This is a genomic window from Acinetobacter sp. S54, assembly GCF_016624945.1.
Taxonomy (GTDB): domain Bacteria; phylum Pseudomonadota; class Gammaproteobacteria; order Pseudomonadales; family Moraxellaceae; genus Acinetobacter.
Genome location: NZ_JACVUI010000011.1, coordinates 1 through 16,549, shown reverse-complemented (window position 1 = coordinate 16,549; position 16,549 = coordinate 1). Strand labels below are relative to the sequence as shown.

Below are 16,549 nucleotides of genomic sequence, written 5' to 3'. Positions count from 1 at the left end.
CCAATTTAGGGATAATACTCGACTTATGAAAAGTAAAGCTACTCAGTCTAAAGCGTGGAAAACAGTGCAAATCGCGCGACATCCTGATCGTCCACAATTCCTAGATTATGTAGGTGAGATTTTTACCGAATTTGATGCTTTACATGGTGATCGTCTGTTTGGTGATGATGGCGCAATGGTAGGCGGTTTAGCACGTTTTGATGGTCGCCCTGTAATGGTTGTGGGGCAGCATCGTGGTCGTAGTACCCGTGAAAAGTTAAAACATAACTTTGGTATGTCTAATCCTGAAGGCTATCGTAAATCGCAGCGTTTACTCGATATGGCGGAGCGTTTTAATCTACCTGTATTTACCTTTATTGACACCATGGGAGCATACCCGGGTGTCGGTGCTGAAGAACGTGGTCAAGCCGAGGCGATTGCAACAAGTCTGGCGCAACTTTCTAACTTAAAAGTTCCTGTGATTGCGACAATTTTAGGTGAGGGTGGGTCTGGTGGTGCGCTTGGAATTGGCGTGGCTGATCGTGTCATCATGCTGTCACACAGTATCTATTCGGTGATTTCGCCAGAAGGCTGTGCTTCTATTTTATGGAAAACTGCTGAAAAAGCAGAGCAGGCCAGTGATGCATTGGCATTGACTGCGGATAAACTTCAAAAGATTGGTATTGTAGAATATGTGGTCGATGAAGGTGAAGGTGCGCATTTAGATCCAGAACAAGTTATGCAAAATCTACAAGCCGTGTTAAAACAGGCGTTGGATGAGTTGCTACCGATGGATGCAGATGAACGATGCGAAGCACGTTACCAGCGTTTAATGAAATTTGGCAGCGAAAATTTAGGACTTTCCTCTTAAATCGAGCTGAACAGTTTTCACCTGAAACGACATTTTTAATTGGATGCAGTGGTGGCATGGATTCCATGTTGTTACTGCATTTAATGTCTATTATTTTTCCAACGCATGTTCGTGCGATTTATATCGATCATCAGTTACAAGCTCCTAGCCATGAATGGGGCTTATTTGTGCAAAACTATGCACAGAAACTTAATATTTCCGTCAGTATTCAAAAAGTTGAGGTTGCAACGGGTAATCTGGAAAATCAGGCGCGTAATGCTCGTTATGTTGCTTTTCAACAGCATTTAAAACCTTATGAAATTTTGGTGTTGGCTCATCATCAGCAGGATCAGGCTGAAACAGTTTTATTACGCTTATTATCGGGTGCTGGAGTAAATGGTCTGGCAGCTATGCAAGAAGTGGAAAATCGGGAAAACTTTCAATTATGGCGACCTTTTCTCTCGTTATCGCGTGAACAAATTGCAATATGGTCGACCCAATTAGACTTACCCTTTGTTCATGATCAGACCAATTTTGATACTCAGTATGATCGTGCTTGGTGTCGTCAGGAAGTTTGGCCCTTACTGCAAAAGCGTTTTCCCAAAATGCAGCAAGCTTTGAGCCGGACGAGTATTTTAATGCAGGATGCTAATTGTATTTTGCAGGATGTATTGTTACAAGATTTGCAATATTGCGGGAATCCCACACAAATAGATTTGGAAAAATTACAACAATTGAGTTTGCCTCGGCAGCGTCAGCTTTTATCTGCTTGGATGAAAGGAGATGCGGAGTATAGGCCTTCTTTTGAGATGGTGGAACGTCTCCAACAAGAAGTGATCCATGCTAAACCAGATGCGCAAGCTGCATTGCACTGGAATAATAATTATTATTTACGCTATCAAAAACAACTTTATCGAATTACAAAAGCACTGTATTTAGCTGAAAAAAATTCTTCTGATGTAGTTTCTGAAATTTATTTGGAGAGTGATAAAAACATCTATTTGCTTTCGGGGACTTTTAAAATTATTTCTGCTGAAATGGGACTATCTACTGATTTATTAAAACAAAACTTAAAACTAATTTCGCGTCAGGGCGGTGAAAAAATTCATTTATATGGTCGTGTTGGGCATTGGCCATTAAAAAAAGCTATACAAGAGGCACAAATTTTGCCTTGGTTACGTCATACAATTCAAATATTAGCCATAGATAATGTTATGCTAGGGGTTTTTACCCCAAAAGGGTTTTGGTTAGCACAATCGAAGTATTGTGCAGTTGGTGGCTGGTTGCCACATTTAAGTTCTGAGATAGATAATTTGCGAGTTGAGCGTAATTCATGAATGCGACATTAAATTCAAATATCACATTTATTGGTGGTGGTAATATGGCGCAAGCCCTGATTGGTGGCTTGCTGGCACGTGGATTACCAACAACTCGGATTATGGTATCTGATCCTGTCGAGGCGATTCGTCAATTATTGCAGGAAAAAGAAATTCAGGCAGTTGATGATAACTTGCGGGCAATTAAAGATGCCGATGTCGTGGTTTTAGCAGTGAAACCACAGGTTTTGGGTACTGTACTAAAACCTTTACATGGTTTATTTGACGGGAAGTTGATTGTTTCAATTATTGCAGGCGCAGAAATAGAAACGATTGCTGCATTGACTGGAACTGATCGCGTTGTACGAGTGATGCCAAATACTCCAGCCTTGGTTCAAACAGGGGCACATGGTTTATATGCCAATGAAAGTGTGACAACCAAAGATCGTGATTTGGCGAGTCAGATTTTAGCTGCAACAGGTTTAACCATCTGGGTAAATTCGGAAGCACAAATTGATGCGGTGACAGCAGTTTCAGGCTCAGGCCCTGCATATTTTTTCTATTTAATGGAAAGTATGATTCGCGCTGGAAAAAATATGGGACTGGATGAAAAAGTGGCTACCGCACTTACATTGCAGACGGCATTAGGTGCAGCACAAATGGCGATTACCAGTTCTAATACTCCCGCAGAATTGCGTAAAAATGTGACTTCGCCAAATGGTACAACGCAGGCAGCACTTGAAGTATTTGATCGCGCCCAAATTTCACAAAATATCCAGACAGCACTTGCTGCTGCGCAAAAACGTAGTCAAGAATTAGCACATGAGCTAAGTGACAGTACCAAGACCCATTAAGTAGGAAAGTAACAGTATGGCGAGTTCTGCGCTTATTTTTGGTATTTTAATTAATGTTGCCATTTTATTGGTGTTCTTCCGCTTTTTAATGCAATTAACTGGGGTAAGTCCTTATAACCCAGTAGTTTTATCGACAGTAAAAGCAACTAAGATTGTTGATATTTTTAGTCGTATTTTTCCGACTGTGGCAAAAGGTCGTGTGAATCTAGCAGCATTGGCGCTTTTAATTGTTTTGTACTTGCTCAAAATTTTTGGAGTGATGTATCTTTCAGGTGCGATGCCTAATAGTCCAATTCATTTATTGATTTTGACTTTTGTGACTATGATTCAGGATTTAATCCGTTTCTGTCGTTATTTGATTTTTGCCACGATTATTCTGAGTTGGGTGGTGATGTTTACTCAATCTCGTTCTCCATATATTGAAGTGATTCAGGAATTGGCTGAACCATTACTCGCTCCGTTTCGTCGTTTATTGCCGAATATGGGAATGATTGATCTTTCTCCAATTATTGCATTTTTGGCGTTATATGTTGCCGAAATTTTGATGAACGAAGTCGCGAAAGTCTTGCTCACTGGATTGTAAAACCTATTAAGATTTTAAAACCATAAAACAAAGGCCGAATTAATCGGCCTTTGTTTTTATCTGAAAAAAGTTAATGTGCTTCTTCCCAATTTAAACCTTTTCCGACCTCAACCACTAAAGGTACAGAGATTTCAACCACTGACTGCATGGTTTCGGCTAGCTTTGGTGCAAGTTGTTCTGCAATATCGGCATCAACTTCAAATACCAATTCATCGTGAACTTGGAGTAATAATTTGGCTTGATCCTTTGGAAGCATTTTATCTACTTCGATCATGGCAAGTTTGATGATATCCGCAGCGCTACCTTGCAGGGGGGCATTAATGGCGGCACGTTCTGCACCCTTACGGACCATCATATTTCGAGCATCAATATCGGGGGTGTATAAACGACGACCTAAAATAGTCTCAACGAAACCTTGTTCTAAAGCCACCTGACGAGTACGTTGCATATATTCATAAATACCAGGATAGCGATGAAAATATTGTTTAATGTAGTTTTGTGATTCCTCACGGGTAAAGCCCAATTGACGAATTAAACCAAACTCTGACATACCATATAGTAAGCCGAAATTAACGGCTTTCGCTTGACGACGTTGATCACTCGTAACTTCTTCAAGCGGAATATTCAATACTTCTGCTGCTGTACGACGGTGTACATCCTGACCATGTTTAAATGCGTCTAGCAAGGCATCGTCCTGAGAGAAATGTGCCATCAAACGTAGTTCAATTTGTGAATAATCGGCAGCTAATAATATACGGCCTTCAGGGGCGATAAAGGCTTTACGAATTTGACGACCAATTTCCCCTCGAATCGGAATATTTTGCAGGTTTGGATCAGAAGAAGACAAACGTCCGGTTGCGGTTAATGCCTGATGATAGCTGGTGTGTACCCGGTGAGTTTCATTATGCGACTGTTCTACCAAACGATCCGTATAGGTATTTTTCAATTTCGATAAGGTTCGATGTTCCAAAATCACTTCAGCAATTGGATGCTCGACTTTCTCTAGAATACTTTCGCCAGTACTGTGCTGACCTGTAGCCGTTTTTTTGCCGCCTTTTAGGCCCATTTTATCAAATAAAATTTCTCCTACTTGTTTGGGTGAGCTGACATTGAAGCTTTCACCTGCCAATTCAATTGCCTGATTTTCTAGGCCTTGAATGGTTTCGGTAAATTCAACGCTAAGCTGTCCCAAGAAAGCATGATCAAGCTTAATACCTGCTTCTTCCATACCCGTAAGAATACGTGCTACAGGCATTTCAATGTTATACAGAATGTTTTCTAGCTCTGGTGATGCTTTAAGTTTTTGGGCCAATACTTCATATAAACGATAAGTAACATGCGCATCTTCAGCGGCATAGTGCGCTGCAACTTCAATCTCAATTTGATTAAAAGTTTTTTGTTTGGCGCCTTTACCTGCGATTTGTTCAAAAGTTGTGGTCAAGTGGCTCAAGTAAACTCGGGCTACGTCATCCATACCGTGACGGGTTGCAACGGAGTTTAATACATAAGATGCCAGCATCGTATCGAAATACCAGCCTTTAAGCTCAATGCCATGATTGGCAAAAATATGCGCATCATATTTAAGGTGGTGTCCAATTTTTTGAACTGTATGATTTTCCAAAATCGGCCTAATTTGTGCCAATATTTGCTCACGATCAAGCTGTTGTGGGGCCCCTTCGTAGTCATGAGCGAACGGTATGTAATAGGCATCTTTGGCATCAAAGGCCACAGAAAAACCGACCATTTCGGCAACACGATAATCCAGACTGGTGGTTTCAGTATCAATAGCAAAACGTTTTTCAGTTTGCAGCCTTTGATAGAGTTGTTCCCAAGCTTCTTGGTTCAAAACAGTGTGATAATTGGCAACACCAAGTTGATCATCGTCACTGGTCAGGCTGGCCTGATCTTCTGTTTCAATGTTGACTTGCGTTTCAGCTTTGGCAATTTCTTGATTAATTTCCTTGTAACTATTACTCACAGGATTATTGGGATGATCCAGTGACTGTAACTGATTTCTAAACTCAAGTTCAGTATACAAATTACGTAGTGTTTCTACACGCGGTTCGCAAAGTTTTAAGTCATCCCAAGTCAGACCAAGATCAAGATCACAAACGATACTCGCCAATTGATGGTCAATTGCAATTCCATCAGCATTGTCTTTAATGTTTTGTCCAACTTTCCCTTTGATGTGATCGACATTTTCTAAAATGCCACCAATCGAACCATATTCCGTTAAAAGTTTCGCTGCTGTTTTAGCACCAATTCCGGGTACACCCATAATGCCATCTGAAGCATCTCCCATCAGGGTGAGATAATCAATGATCTGGTTTGGCCATACCCCAAACTTATCAAAAACTCCCTGAATATCCATGGGTTTATCTTTGAAACTATCCTCAAGTGTCACTTTTTCAGTGACAAGCTGCGCCATGTCTTTATCGCCTGTCGAAATCAGGACTTGATGCCCTTGTTTTTCGGCGTGTTTGGCAAGTGTTCCAATAATATCATCGGCTTCTGCACCTGGCAGCATGTATAACGGAATGCCTAGAGCTTTAATTAAGGCATGCAAATACGGAATCTGCTGGGCTAATTCATCTGGCATGCTCGGGCGGTCACCCTTATAAATAGGAGAAAGTTCATGTCGGAAAGTCGGTTCTGGTGTATCAAAAATGACAGCCATATGCGTAGGCTGAGTTCGGCGCATCAATTTTTGAATAGCGGAAATAGCTCCACGAATTGCATTGGTTTGTAACCCTGTTGAGGTTGTTAAAGGTGGGAGTGCATGAAATGCACGAAATAAAAAATAAGACCCATCAACCAAAACAAATGGTGGCATTGCACACTTCCTCACAAACGATTGGGTCTTATTCTACGTGAAAATTGAGCAAAATGTGGAACTTCGATTTTAAGGGAGTTCTGTATGGCTAAATATACACTGGTGTAAGGATCAGGTAAGATAGCTTGAAAGGAATTGAGTTTGTTTTTTGATCATGTATAAAAATGATAAGCAGAATATCACGATGGTAATTATCATTTTTGCCATAGGTTTATTAGGTGCATTCGTTTTTGAAATCAAAAATGCAGTGATATTACTTGTTGCACTTTTGGTATTTGCTATCGTGCAGCAATTCACTCGTTTTGATCGGCGTATTCAGCAGCTCGAGCGGCAATATAATATCACTGCGCCTAAAAGTTCTATGCATTTACCGCAATGGGCCATATATTTGGGCACCCTGATCGGTATTACGGGTTATTATTGGCACACGACTTCCGCTATTTTTGTTGGAATCGGATTGGTGTTATTTAGTCTGATTCAAATGTTCAGCTTTATTAATGAACGGCTACAAAATATTGAAGATAAAAAACAGATACATCCATTAAAACTGCCTAGAAGCTCTGAGCCAGTTGCAGTCAATCATCAGATGCAGTTAGAGTCAGAGAATCCAGATGGGTTCCCATCTCAACAGGGCGCAAAAATATTGTCTGAGCCCGCGAATGATCAAACTGATCATTCTCTTCCTCTAAATTCGATTTCTCAAAAACAGGCATGGTGGCAACCTGCTTTGGATTGGCTTATTCATGGCAATCCAATTTTAAGAGTTGCCATTGCCATTTTGATGATTGGCGTAGTGCTGCTCTTGCGTTTTGCCAGTGAACACTGGCAACTCAGCTTGGGCATAAAACTATTAGGAATTGCCATTACGGGTGGTGCATTAACCGCTTTGGGCTATTATTTGAAAAAAAACAATGCACTATTCGCTGTGGCTTTACAGGGTGCGGGCTTAGCAATTATTTTTATGACTCTAATTTTTGCACATCATTATACTGTGATTGCAAGTTTGGGCATAGCAAGTAGTGGTTTTGCTGTTTTATTAATGATAACAGTCGCTTTAAGCTTAAAACAAAATGCCGTTTATCTATCAATGCTGGCACTCAGCATGGCTTATCTCGCACCTTTATTGATCCCACAATATCATCCCGATAGCATCTTTTTATTTAGTTATTATCTGTTGATTAATGTGGCTGTGGCTGCAATGAATTTTATCAAGCCATGGAAAATTTTAAATCAGATTGCTTTTTTTGCATCAGGATTGCTTGCGGGTAGTGTTATCGTTTTATATGCGAATTCAGCACAATACCATACGCTAGATATTATTTTATGGCTGCATATTGCCTTGTTTATCTGGTTAAGTGTGCGTTATAGCCAACTCATTCAGAAAGAATATCCTTCTTTAAAAAATCAGTCCTTAAATGAGCAACAGGTGATTCAACTTCCTCCACTTGTGGATGTTGGGTTAATTTTTAGTGTGCCAATTTTTGGTTTTTCTTTACATGCATTTTTGGTACAACAATCCAGTCTGGCACTTACCTGTGGCGCCGCATTACTGGGTATAACTTATGCTGTTTTGGGCTGGTGGATTAGACAAAAGCAATCAGAATTATCGATTTTGGCCAAAAGTTTTTTTATTTTAGCGGTAGCCTTTATCGCTTTGATTTTTCCTTTGTATCAAGGCGCACATTGGACTGCCATTGGTTGGGTCGTACAAGGAACTGCTTTAATAGTTTGGGGTGTTTCTGAGCGTTATCGATTAAGTCGCTATTTAGGTATCGTTTTGGTGATCCTAAGTTCACTGGCTTTGTTTTATCAAGTCTGGTCAGATGATCATTTCCCCGTTTTAAGCACCAGTATTTATGCAATTTCACAATTCATTTCAGCTTACTTCCTATTTCGATCTACATCTTCGAGTCAGGGTTCCTCTGTTATTGCGGGCAGTTTGTTTTTAAGTTTGGCTTTATATTCGGGTGCAGTCGCGGGCGTAGAGTTTCTGCAATTGCAGGGGCAGGGGTTAAGTCCTTATTTAGCCATTGCTGCCTTATTATGTTTTGGTTTTACCGTCGTTGTCTATTGGCGTGCAAGATTAAATTGGCATATTCCACAATTGGTGATTTTGAGCATTTTGATTGTATTGAGTTTTGTAGAATTAACTCAGCAGGGATTATTGGCGCAACTCTACTGGATTAGCTCGTTACAGCAAATAAGTTTTCTAATCGCAGCTATTACCCTCAGTTTACTTTTGCTGATGATTCAAAAAATACAGAGGATTGATTCACAACTCAATATTTGGTGGGCAGGGCTAGTATGGTTGAGTCTGGCTATAATGGGTCCTGCATTATGGTCGAATGCAGCATTGCTTTCTTTTGCAGTAATACCAGTTTTGTATAGTATTTGGTTATTTAAAAATCAACAATATCTTCTGCTGGATCAGCTTTCGGTCTGGATTCTATCTTGGTTCTGGTTAGTGGCGGCTAGTTTAAGTGATCAGGTTTTTGTGGCCTATTATCTGCCTGTTGTTAATCCTGCTGATGTGTTGTCTTTATTGGTATTATTGGGGGTGTTATGGATCATTTATCATCATGATTTTGCTACACAAACCAAAGCAGTCGAATGGCGTAATAAGATCATTAGCATTGTTATTGCTTTATTGGTTTTTAGTAGCGTAGTGGTCCGAGCCTTGCATTTTTATGCGGCAACACCACTTTGGAGTTGGGCTATTTGGTCAAATGGTACAGTACAGCTTAGCTTGACTTTACTCTGGGTGGTTTTAGCGTTTGTATTAATGACCTTTTCAAGTCAGCGCCAGATTCGTCAGCTCTGGTTTGTGGGAGCAGCGTTACTGGCTATCGTGGTGATTAAGCTGGTTGGATTGGATTTATCACAAAGTGGAACATTGACTCGTGTGATTTCTTTTATCGGGGCGGGAGGGGTAATGTTGGTCATTGCTTATTTGGCACCGCTGCCACCCGTACAATCTATACAGGATACGAGCAGAAAATAAGAAAATTGTGCTTGCATCAGCGAGTGTAAGAAGGGTGGCGATAATGCCACCTCAGCTAAAGCTTTGGTTCTCGCTTCAGTTCATCTTTATTTGCATATTGATCAATTTCATCTTCAGTTAAAGGCGTTACTGGTGGGCGATCTACAAAGCCCATTTTGGGTACAGGAATTTCGATCTGATTTTCCAAAAAACCATTACGGATACGTTCTTGTAATTCATCACGGGTTTTTAAATACAATTCCTGACGACACCACACTGAAAATAATAATTCAATAGAAGATTCACGAAATGCGGTGACGGTGACTTCAGGCTTGGGATCATCCAGTGCGATCGGGTATTTTGCCGCTACTTCGAGTAATACCTTGCGTACTTTCATAATGTCTTCCTGAAAATTAATCGCAAGGGTAATCGGAATACGCCGTATAGGATATTTTGACATATTCATAACGGGGGCACGAATCAATTGCTCATTGGGTAAACGCACATAAACATTATCTAATGTAAGGAGTTTGACGGAGAGTAAATCGATCGAAATGACTTGTCCTTCAATGGTATGACCACGAATTAACGTAATTTGAATCGTATCACCCACTTCAAATGAACCTTCTCCAATCAGAAATAAGCCACTGATAAGGTTGCTAGCAGAAGTTTGCGAAGCAAAACCCAACGCGACTGTTAGAATTCCCGCTGCCCCTAAAAATACACTGAGTTTAAAGCCGGCTTCTTTTAAACTAGCCATCACAAAAATGATAAAAATAAAGTAAAAAATACCACGTCGCCACACCATCCGCTGATGTGCGTTAAATCGCATTCCTACCGTTCGGATAAATGTATTTGAAACTAAACGCGCAAAAATAAAGCCAATTAAACATAGAACAACAGCAACCAGAATTTCACTGAGTCGATCCAGATTAATATTGGTAAAAATCCCTTTAAGGCTAACAGCTACATCTTTGGGAATATTGGAATCTGCCATGATGCCTCCCTAAAAAAATGAATCAAACATATTAAACAACGCACCGCCCGGTGAGCGTGGAGGATGTACATAAATCACTTCACCTGCCAAAGGTGGAGTGCGATTTTCCAGACGAATACGAGGTGGGCGATCGGAACCTTCGTGAATAACTTTAATCTGCGATGTCCATAAACGATTGGTACTTTCGCTATAGAACAGCGGAAGCGCAGATACAGGAACATTCATACGGTCAAAACGTAATTGTTGGCTGCTGGTATTATGAAATTCCACGGGAGTAACAGCACGAAATGCACGAGGTTTGAGCAAATTCAAATCTGTACGTCCATCTACTGCTGTGGCATAACACATTTCTCCAGTCCGATGATCTGGGCCAAACCATGTGTCTTTTGGGCGAATGACAGAGATATCGAAAATAGGTTCGCGCTGATTTTCTACAAATCCTGCGATCCATAAGGGTGTACTAATATAAAGTGTTCCTCGTTCACCCGCTGGAATATAAATCGGATCAACAGGTTTAATCACCACAGACCGATCGGCCAGACGTGGCATCAGTTGAAACTCATTATGGGTATTGCGAAACATGTAGCGTTCAATCTTTGCGCCTTGTGGAAAGGCAAAATGCGGATCAGCAATACTCTGCCATTGTTGTTCATAGTCATACTGATGTTGCGGGCGATAATATTCTAACCGCCATTCCTTGATTCCGCGCGTCAGACGAAAAAGTAATGATCCGAACTGCCATGCTTTGGATTCACTGAGTTCAAATTTTTGTTCACCCCACCACTTTAAATTGGTCTGTTCGGGTTCTAGATGATCGTATTGCTGTTGTGCCAAGTTTAAAAATTCCTCTGGTGAGTTTGTAAAAACAGACTTCACGCTGTAGTACGCTTAGAGTACACTCAAAACTCTCTTTTTGATCATTATAAATTTGTGATGCAAATACTTAAACAAATACAAATTCCATATAGTTTTGCCAAACGTCATGGCGTTTTGTTGCGTTATGAAGGGGATCAGGTCTTTATTGTACGCCGTCAAAATACAGAATGGATTGCCTTACAGGAAGCGAGACGTATTGTAGGAAAACCAGCGCAACATCAAGTGTGTGATGATCAGAGTTTTAACGCATTATTGAGTTCGAGCTATGCAGGAGATACAGGAGAATCACAACAAGTCGCTGCGGGGCTTGAAGACCATCCAGATTTATTGAGTTTGGCAGATCAGGTGCCAGAAGCTGAAGATTTGATGGATCAGGAAGATGATGCCCCGATCGTCAGGTTGATTAATGCATTGTTGTCTGAAGCAATTCGGGTGAATGCTTCAGATATTCATATTGAATCTTTTGAAAAGAAACTCTCGGTACGTTTACGTGTCGATGGTCAACTTCGTGAGATTGTACAGCCACGTCGTGAACTTGCGCCTTTATTGGTTTCACGGATAAAAGTCATGGCGAAACTGGATATTGCTGAAAAACGAATTCCTCAGGATGGACGTATTTCTTTGCGTCTGGCTGGGCGTGAAGTGGATGTGCGGGTATCAACCTTGCCCTCTTCACATGGCGAACGAGTGGTGATGCGTTTATTAGACAAACAGGCTGGTCGTTTGAATATGACCCATTTGGGGCTCATGTCTAATGATTATGAGCGATTAACTCATCTGGTACATCGTCCGCATGGTATTATTTTAGTGACCGGACCCACTGGCTCGGGTAAGACGACGACTCTATATGCAGCACTTTCTGACCTAAATGACAATACACGTAATATTCTGACTGCTGAAGATCCGATTGAATATCAGCTTGAAGGGATTGGACAGACTCAGGTCAATACCAAAGTGGATATGACTTTTGCTCGTGCTTTAAAAGCTATGTTACGTCAAGATCCCGATGTGGTGATGGTCGGCGAAATCCGTGATCTGGAAACAGCAGAAATTGCAGTACAAGCTTCTTTGACTGGTCATTTGGTTTTATCCACTTTGCATACCAATACCGCGATTGGTGCTGTCACACGTTTAAAAGATATGGGAATTGAACCTTTTCTATTGTCCAGCTCCTTAATTGGCGTGATTGCACAGCGTTTAGTGAGAACCTTGTGTTCACATTGTGCTACGTGGCGTGAAGCTGATGATTTTGAACGCCAGTTGTTTCAGCATGTGAGTACTGAGCAAAGTTTAAAGTTACCGGAGCCGCAAGGGTGTGAGCATTGTTCGCATTTAGGTTTTACTGGGCGAACTGCGATTTATGAAATTGTTCCTGTCGATGATCAAATACGCCGTTTCATTCATGGCAATGCGGCTGAATTTGAACTGGAACGTTACGCGCGCCAATATTCAGGATCGATTCGTGATGATGGATTAAGAAAAGTTCTTGCTGGGAAAACCACATTGGAAGAAGTCTTGCGTGTAACCAATCAAGCAGAAGAATAGCGTATCGAAATAAATTAAAAACGGATTAAACGTCGATGCTGCATCAGTGGCATTGACTCACGTATCTGATCCTGTTCTTTTAAATCAAATGACACGGTGATCAAGCCAGCTCCATCATCATTCATGAGATTTAAAAGCTGCCCTCGACTATTAGTCGCTCCAGTATGCCCCCAGGTTTGGCGTTTTTCACCATGCCAGCCTTGCTGTGCCGCACCTAGTACATAACATTGGCTATCCATAGCGCGTGCTTGCAATAGAAGCTGCCAATGCATTTGACCTGTAGTGTAGGTAAAAGCGGCAGGTGCGGTTAAAATTCTTGCGCCTTGTGCTCGAAGATTTAAAGCTAGTTCAGGAAAACGAAGATCATAACAGACCATCATCCCAATATGGCCAAAAGGTGTTTTAGCGACAACAACCTGATCACCAGGTTCAAAAAATTTAGATTCCTGATAACCTCCGACAGCATCACCGACTTGCACATCAAACAAATGAATTTTGTCATAACGCGCTTCTGTACGTTCAGGACTAATACATAAACTTACTGTGCGTACACGCCCATCCTGAATGATTGTCCCATCAGGACGAAAGGGGCAGGGTAATGTTCCTGCAATGATCCAAATATTGTATTGCTGTGCAAGTTGCTCTAGTCGTTGCTGAATACTTTCAAATTGTGCCGCAGTTTCGCGCTGTTTACCCGCTGCGAAACAAACAAAATTTTCAGGAAATACAACCAGTTCAGCATGTTCAGCTTTACTCTGTTGAATCAATGAATCAATGACACGAAAATTATCTTCAATGTCATTTTGAGAATTCATTTGAGCAACAGAGAGTAAAGTCATCGCTAGATTTTATCCTGGAAATATGAGAAGGCTAAGCGTTTTGCTTAGGAGATACCTGATCCAGTGTATCTTGCTCTTTTTGAAGTTGTTTCACCAATGGTTCAAACATATTTTGGTTGTTTTCGTTCAGTTGCATTAGCGTTTTGTGGGCATCAAGAACGGTTTTTAACATAGCATTATGTGTGATTTCCTCTTCACATAATTCATGCGTGCACATTTGAGGTTCTTTACAATAATTTAAAATGACAAAAACCTGCCCTAGCCCCATGCTGTTGGCCAGAGTCGTAATATCCGGATTGGTTGAGAGCATGACTGCCTGAATATGATGAATCTGCTTCAGTTTTAAACCTAGCTTTGCCAATATTCCAAGAACCGTACTATCAATAAAAGTTGTTTCAGTTAAATCGACAATTGCACCAACCACATTTTTCTGTTGTTCAATTCGATTTAAAAGTTTGTCTAGACTTATGCAAGACTGGGCGCGTACTTCACCAATAAGTTTGAAAATATGCGTTCCATTCAAGCTTGCATATTCAACATGACCTGTTGACATATAAATGCCATTTTCAGAGAAGGATTGCAAAATTATCACATAGGGCGCATAGATACTCAAGTATCTAACAGTGCTATAAATATTGATTGAAATGTATCTTATTGATTATAAAATTAATTCAGTCGACAAAGACTCAAGATAGCAATGTCATCGGCAACATGTTCAGGTGCTTTAAAAGACTGTTTTTGCAAATGATCAACCAATTGAGCAAACTGCTCATTCAGCCCACCGTCAAAAGGTTCAAGTGCGCCATCTGAACAAATAATAAACCGGGTATGACGGTTTAGCGTACATTCAAATTCCTCAATTTCCAGATCATCGGTTAATCCCAATGGAAAACTACTGGTATTTAAAATTTTTGGTGGTTGATTCGGTTCAAAAATAATTGGAGGAGGATAATGTCCCGCGCTAGTCCAGCGAATCTGATGTGTTTGCAGGTTTAAGATCCCTGCAACCATCGTAATATGTTTTTCGATATTCTCTTGTAACAACATTCCATTTAGTTTTTTGATTAATTCGCGTGGTGTTTTGGAGCGACCATGAAAAGCTGCCATCCATGAGGTAAGTAAACTACTAGTCACACCATGACCAGAAACATCAGCTAAATAAAACAAGACTTCTTTATCATTTAGTTTCCAGTAATCATACCAGTCACCTGATAAATACGCAGACGGTTGAAAAAAAGTTTCAATTTTATAATCAAGTAAATCAAGCGCATTAGGTAGAAGTTTTCTTTGCAAATCTGCGGCAGCAGGAAGATCTCGGCTGTCTTGATTACGCTTGTATTGAGCATCGATCTGAAATAAGGCTTCTACAGGATTTTGAGGTAATTTTCCCCAAATCCAGCCAGCTAGAGCTCCAAGTTGCCAAGCCTGAGCAAGTGCTGCGCCTTCGTCTTCATGTGCAATAACGACCGTTGGTAATGACCATTGGTAATGTAAAAAATCCTGAACGTCGGCAATAGCGATAATCGTAGGGTCATATAGTTCCAGATCATCTATGTGAATGACTTGTAGGCTCGGTAGCTCATCAATGGCTTGATCTAAATGAGGGACTGAACGTGTCGGTTGAATAAAATACATAGACGATTAAATGGAGCCTTATCAATAATCACATTTACTATATAGATGTACTATAGAAATCAAAAGATTGCTAGAAAAACTCACGATCTAACAATCTTAAATTAATACATCATGTAAGTTAAAGCTTATTTCTGATTACTTGAATCATCAGAATTGTCATCTGAATCATCATCGATAAACTGGATCTGTTCTGCTGAGTTACCTTTTTTCTCTGCAATCTGGAAGTTTTTGCGTTGTAAATATAAATCACGAATCACCGCATATTTATCGCCCTGCAAAATTTGTTCAATATCCAGCACTTGAGCACGAGTATCAATAGCCTGTAGCATATTGGTAGACCAATATAAGCCGTCTTGATCATCCATAATATATTTTTGTGGACGTGTTTGACTATCTACAGCTAGACCAAAACCGTCACGTAAAGTACTTGGGCCAAAAAATGGCAACATGAGGAATGGCCCTGATGGAACACCATAATAGCCTAGCGTCACACCAAAGCTCTCTTCTTCGGCAGGTAAGCCCAATCGACGTGCTGGATCAGCCAGACCGAATGTAGTTAAGGTATTAATAGTAAAGCGGCCTAATGTTTTTGCTGCACGGGAAGGGCGTCCCTGAATCAACTGATTTACAGCATTCCACGGTTCACCCAGATTTTTACGAAATTGCCGATAAGAGCCACGAACTTGTTCAGGTGTTTTTTGCGTATATTGAACCGCAATTGGACGAACAATAGTTCGATCGAGCGCATCATTAAATGCATAAAATTGACGGTTCAGTGGTTGTAAAGGATCTTTGACTTCATCCGGTTGTGCTGCATTGGCATTCACCTTAAAGTCACTTGCCTTTACATTTTTAAGGTCATCTTTGAGATCCTTTAACTTTTGAAAGCGTGCACGGTGTTCTGGTGTATCGGATTCAGGTATAGAAGATACGTCTTCTACAGCATCAGTCGCGACATCATTTGTACTCTCTTGAGCAAAAAGATGAAAAGACAAACTTGTTGAAAGAAGTCCAATAAAAACGAGTTTTGAGTAATGCATAAGAATCCTTAAGCGCCTATTGAGGCAAGATTTTATACCATTCTATATGAAAGATGGTTCTATTGAATGATTAGATCATAGCGAGTATTAAAACAAATCTGGGTAAAAAATGTTATAAAAAAGATAAAAAGGTTAAAAAATAAACATACGCAACCAAACTCTTTAAAAAGGGGTTGCATGGCTAGGGGAATGCTGTAGAATGCGCACTCATCGGCGGTGATG

At 40.6% G+C, this 16,549-nt stretch carries 13 protein-coding genes; 6 read left to right on the top strand and 7 right to left on the bottom strand.

What is annotated here, in order from left to right:
- The first annotated feature begins 25 nt into the window (after positions 1-25).
- From IAE20_RS13305 to IAE20_RS13290, 4 genes are read left to right on the top strand one after another with little or no spacing between them, the layout of a single operon-like run.
- Positions 26-850 (top strand): acetyl-CoA carboxylase carboxyltransferase subunit alpha, encoded by an 825-nt coding sequence (locus IAE20_RS13305; RefSeq protein WP_200460516.1) that lies wholly within the window; start codon positions 26-28, stop codon positions 848-850.
- A complete protein-coding gene (gene tilS, locus IAE20_RS13300) occupies positions 787-2,166 on the top strand; it encodes a tRNA lysidine(34) synthetase TilS (protein ID WP_200482539.1) in 1,380 nt (459 codons plus the stop codon). Before IAE20_RS13305 ends, tilS begins: the two co-directional genes overlap by 64 nt.
- A complete protein-coding gene (gene proC / locus IAE20_RS13295; RefSeq protein ID WP_200460514.1) occupies positions 2,163-2,999 on the top strand; it encodes a pyrroline-5-carboxylate reductase in 837 nt (278 codons plus the stop codon). Before tilS ends, proC begins: the two co-directional genes overlap by 4 nt.
- A gap of 16 nt (positions 3,000-3,015) precedes the next feature.
- Positions 3,016-3,582, top strand: a complete 567-nt coding sequence (locus IAE20_RS13290; RefSeq protein ID WP_200460513.1) for a YggT family protein — start codon at positions 3,016-3,018, stop codon at positions 3,580-3,582.
- Positions 3,583-3,652: 70 nt separating this feature from the next.
- On the opposite strand, the gene polA is transcribed toward IAE20_RS13290, so the two are convergent.
- Positions 3,653-6,415: a DNA polymerase I gene (gene polA / locus IAE20_RS13285; protein WP_200482540.1), complete on the bottom strand. Its 2,763-nt coding sequence runs from the start codon at positions 6,413-6,415 to the stop codon at positions 3,653-3,655.
- Positions 6,416-6,569: 154 nt separating this feature from the next.
- Here polA and IAE20_RS13280 point away from each other — a divergent pair, with 154 nt between their 5' ends.
- Positions 6,570-9,416, top strand: a complete 2,847-nt coding sequence (locus IAE20_RS13280) for a DUF2339 domain-containing protein (protein ID WP_200482541.1) — start codon at positions 6,570-6,572, stop codon at positions 9,414-9,416.
- Positions 9,417-9,471: 55 nt separating this feature from the next.
- Here IAE20_RS13280 and IAE20_RS13275 read toward each other — a convergent pair whose 3' ends face one another.
- A complete protein-coding gene (locus IAE20_RS13275; protein WP_200460510.1) occupies positions 9,472-10,392 on the bottom strand; it encodes a mechanosensitive ion channel family protein in 921 nt (306 codons plus the stop codon).
- Between the two features lie 9 nt (positions 10,393-10,401).
- Positions 10,402-11,226, bottom strand: a complete 825-nt coding sequence (locus IAE20_RS13270) for a hypothetical protein (RefSeq protein ID WP_200460509.1) — start codon at positions 11,224-11,226, stop codon at positions 10,402-10,404.
- Between the two features lie 99 nt (positions 11,227-11,325).
- Here IAE20_RS13270 and gspE point away from each other — a divergent pair, with 99 nt between their 5' ends.
- The gene (gene gspE / locus IAE20_RS13265; RefSeq protein ID WP_200482542.1) at positions 11,326-12,813 is read left to right on the top strand and encodes a type II secretion system ATPase GspE; all 1,488 of its coding nucleotides are present in this window, start codon (positions 11,326-11,328) and stop codon (positions 12,811-12,813) included.
- Between the two features lie 14 nt (positions 12,814-12,827).
- Here gspE and IAE20_RS13260 read toward each other — a convergent pair whose 3' ends face one another.
- From IAE20_RS13260 to IAE20_RS13245, 4 genes are all read right to left on the bottom strand, one after another.
- Entirely contained in the window at positions 12,828-13,652 is an 825-nt protein-coding gene (locus tag IAE20_RS13260; protein WP_200460507.1) for a carbon-nitrogen hydrolase family protein, read from the bottom strand.
- A gap of 31 nt (positions 13,653-13,683) precedes the next feature.
- Positions 13,684-14,205, bottom strand: a complete 522-nt coding sequence (gene gigB / locus IAE20_RS13255) for an anti-anti-sigma factor GigB (protein WP_200460506.1) — start codon at positions 14,203-14,205, stop codon at positions 13,684-13,686.
- Between the two features lie 113 nt (positions 14,206-14,318).
- Positions 14,319-15,287: an RsbU family protein phosphatase GigA gene (gigA, locus tag IAE20_RS13250; RefSeq protein ID WP_200460505.1), complete on the bottom strand. Its 969-nt coding sequence runs from the start codon at positions 15,285-15,287 to the stop codon at positions 14,319-14,321.
- A 125-nt stretch (positions 15,288-15,412) separates the two neighbouring features.
- The gene (locus IAE20_RS13245; protein ID WP_200460504.1) at positions 15,413-16,327 is read right to left on the bottom strand and encodes a VacJ family lipoprotein; all 915 of its coding nucleotides are present in this window, start codon (positions 16,325-16,327) and stop codon (positions 15,413-15,415) included.
- Positions 16,328-16,549 lie beyond the last annotated feature (222 nt).

Bases quoted from the DNA above. Each gene is read 5' to 3' on its own strand.
- gigA (WP_200460505.1), bottom strand. From the start codon at position 15,287: ATGTATTTTATTCAACCGACACGTTCAGTCCCTCATTTAGATCAAGCC.
- IAE20_RS13260 (WP_200460507.1), bottom strand. From the start codon at position 13,652: ATGACTTTACTCTCTGTTGCTCAAATGAATTCTCAAAATGACATTGAA.
- gspE (WP_200482542.1), top strand. From the start codon at position 11,326: ATGCAAATACTTAAACAAATACAAATTCCATATAGTTTTGCCAAACGT.
- IAE20_RS13305 (WP_200460516.1), top strand. From the start codon at position 26: ATGAAAAGTAAAGCTACTCAGTCTAAAGCGTGGAAAACAGTGCAAATC.
- IAE20_RS13275 (WP_200460510.1), bottom strand. From the start codon at position 10,392: ATGGCAGATTCCAATATTCCCAAAGATGTAGCTGTTAGCCTTAAAGGG.
- IAE20_RS13290 (WP_200460513.1), top strand. From the start codon at position 3,016: ATGGCGAGTTCTGCGCTTATTTTTGGTATTTTAATTAATGTTGCCATT.
- polA (WP_200482540.1), bottom strand. From the start codon at position 6,415: ATGCCACCATTTGTTTTGGTTGATGGGTCTTATTTTTTATTTCGTGCA.
- IAE20_RS13280 (WP_200482541.1), top strand. From the start codon at position 6,570: ATGTATAAAAATGATAAGCAGAATATCACGATGGTAATTATCATTTTT.
- gigB (WP_200460506.1), bottom strand. From the start codon at position 14,205: ATGTCAACAGGTCATGTTGAATATGCAAGCTTGAATGGAACGCATATT.
- proC (WP_200460514.1), top strand. From the start codon at position 2,163: ATGAATGCGACATTAAATTCAAATATCACATTTATTGGTGGTGGTAAT.
- IAE20_RS13245 (WP_200460504.1), bottom strand. From the start codon at position 16,327: ATGCATTACTCAAAACTCGTTTTTATTGGACTTCTTTCAACAAGTTTG.
- tilS (WP_200482539.1), top strand. From the start codon at position 787: ATGCGAAGCACGTTACCAGCGTTTAATGAAATTTGGCAGCGAAAATTT.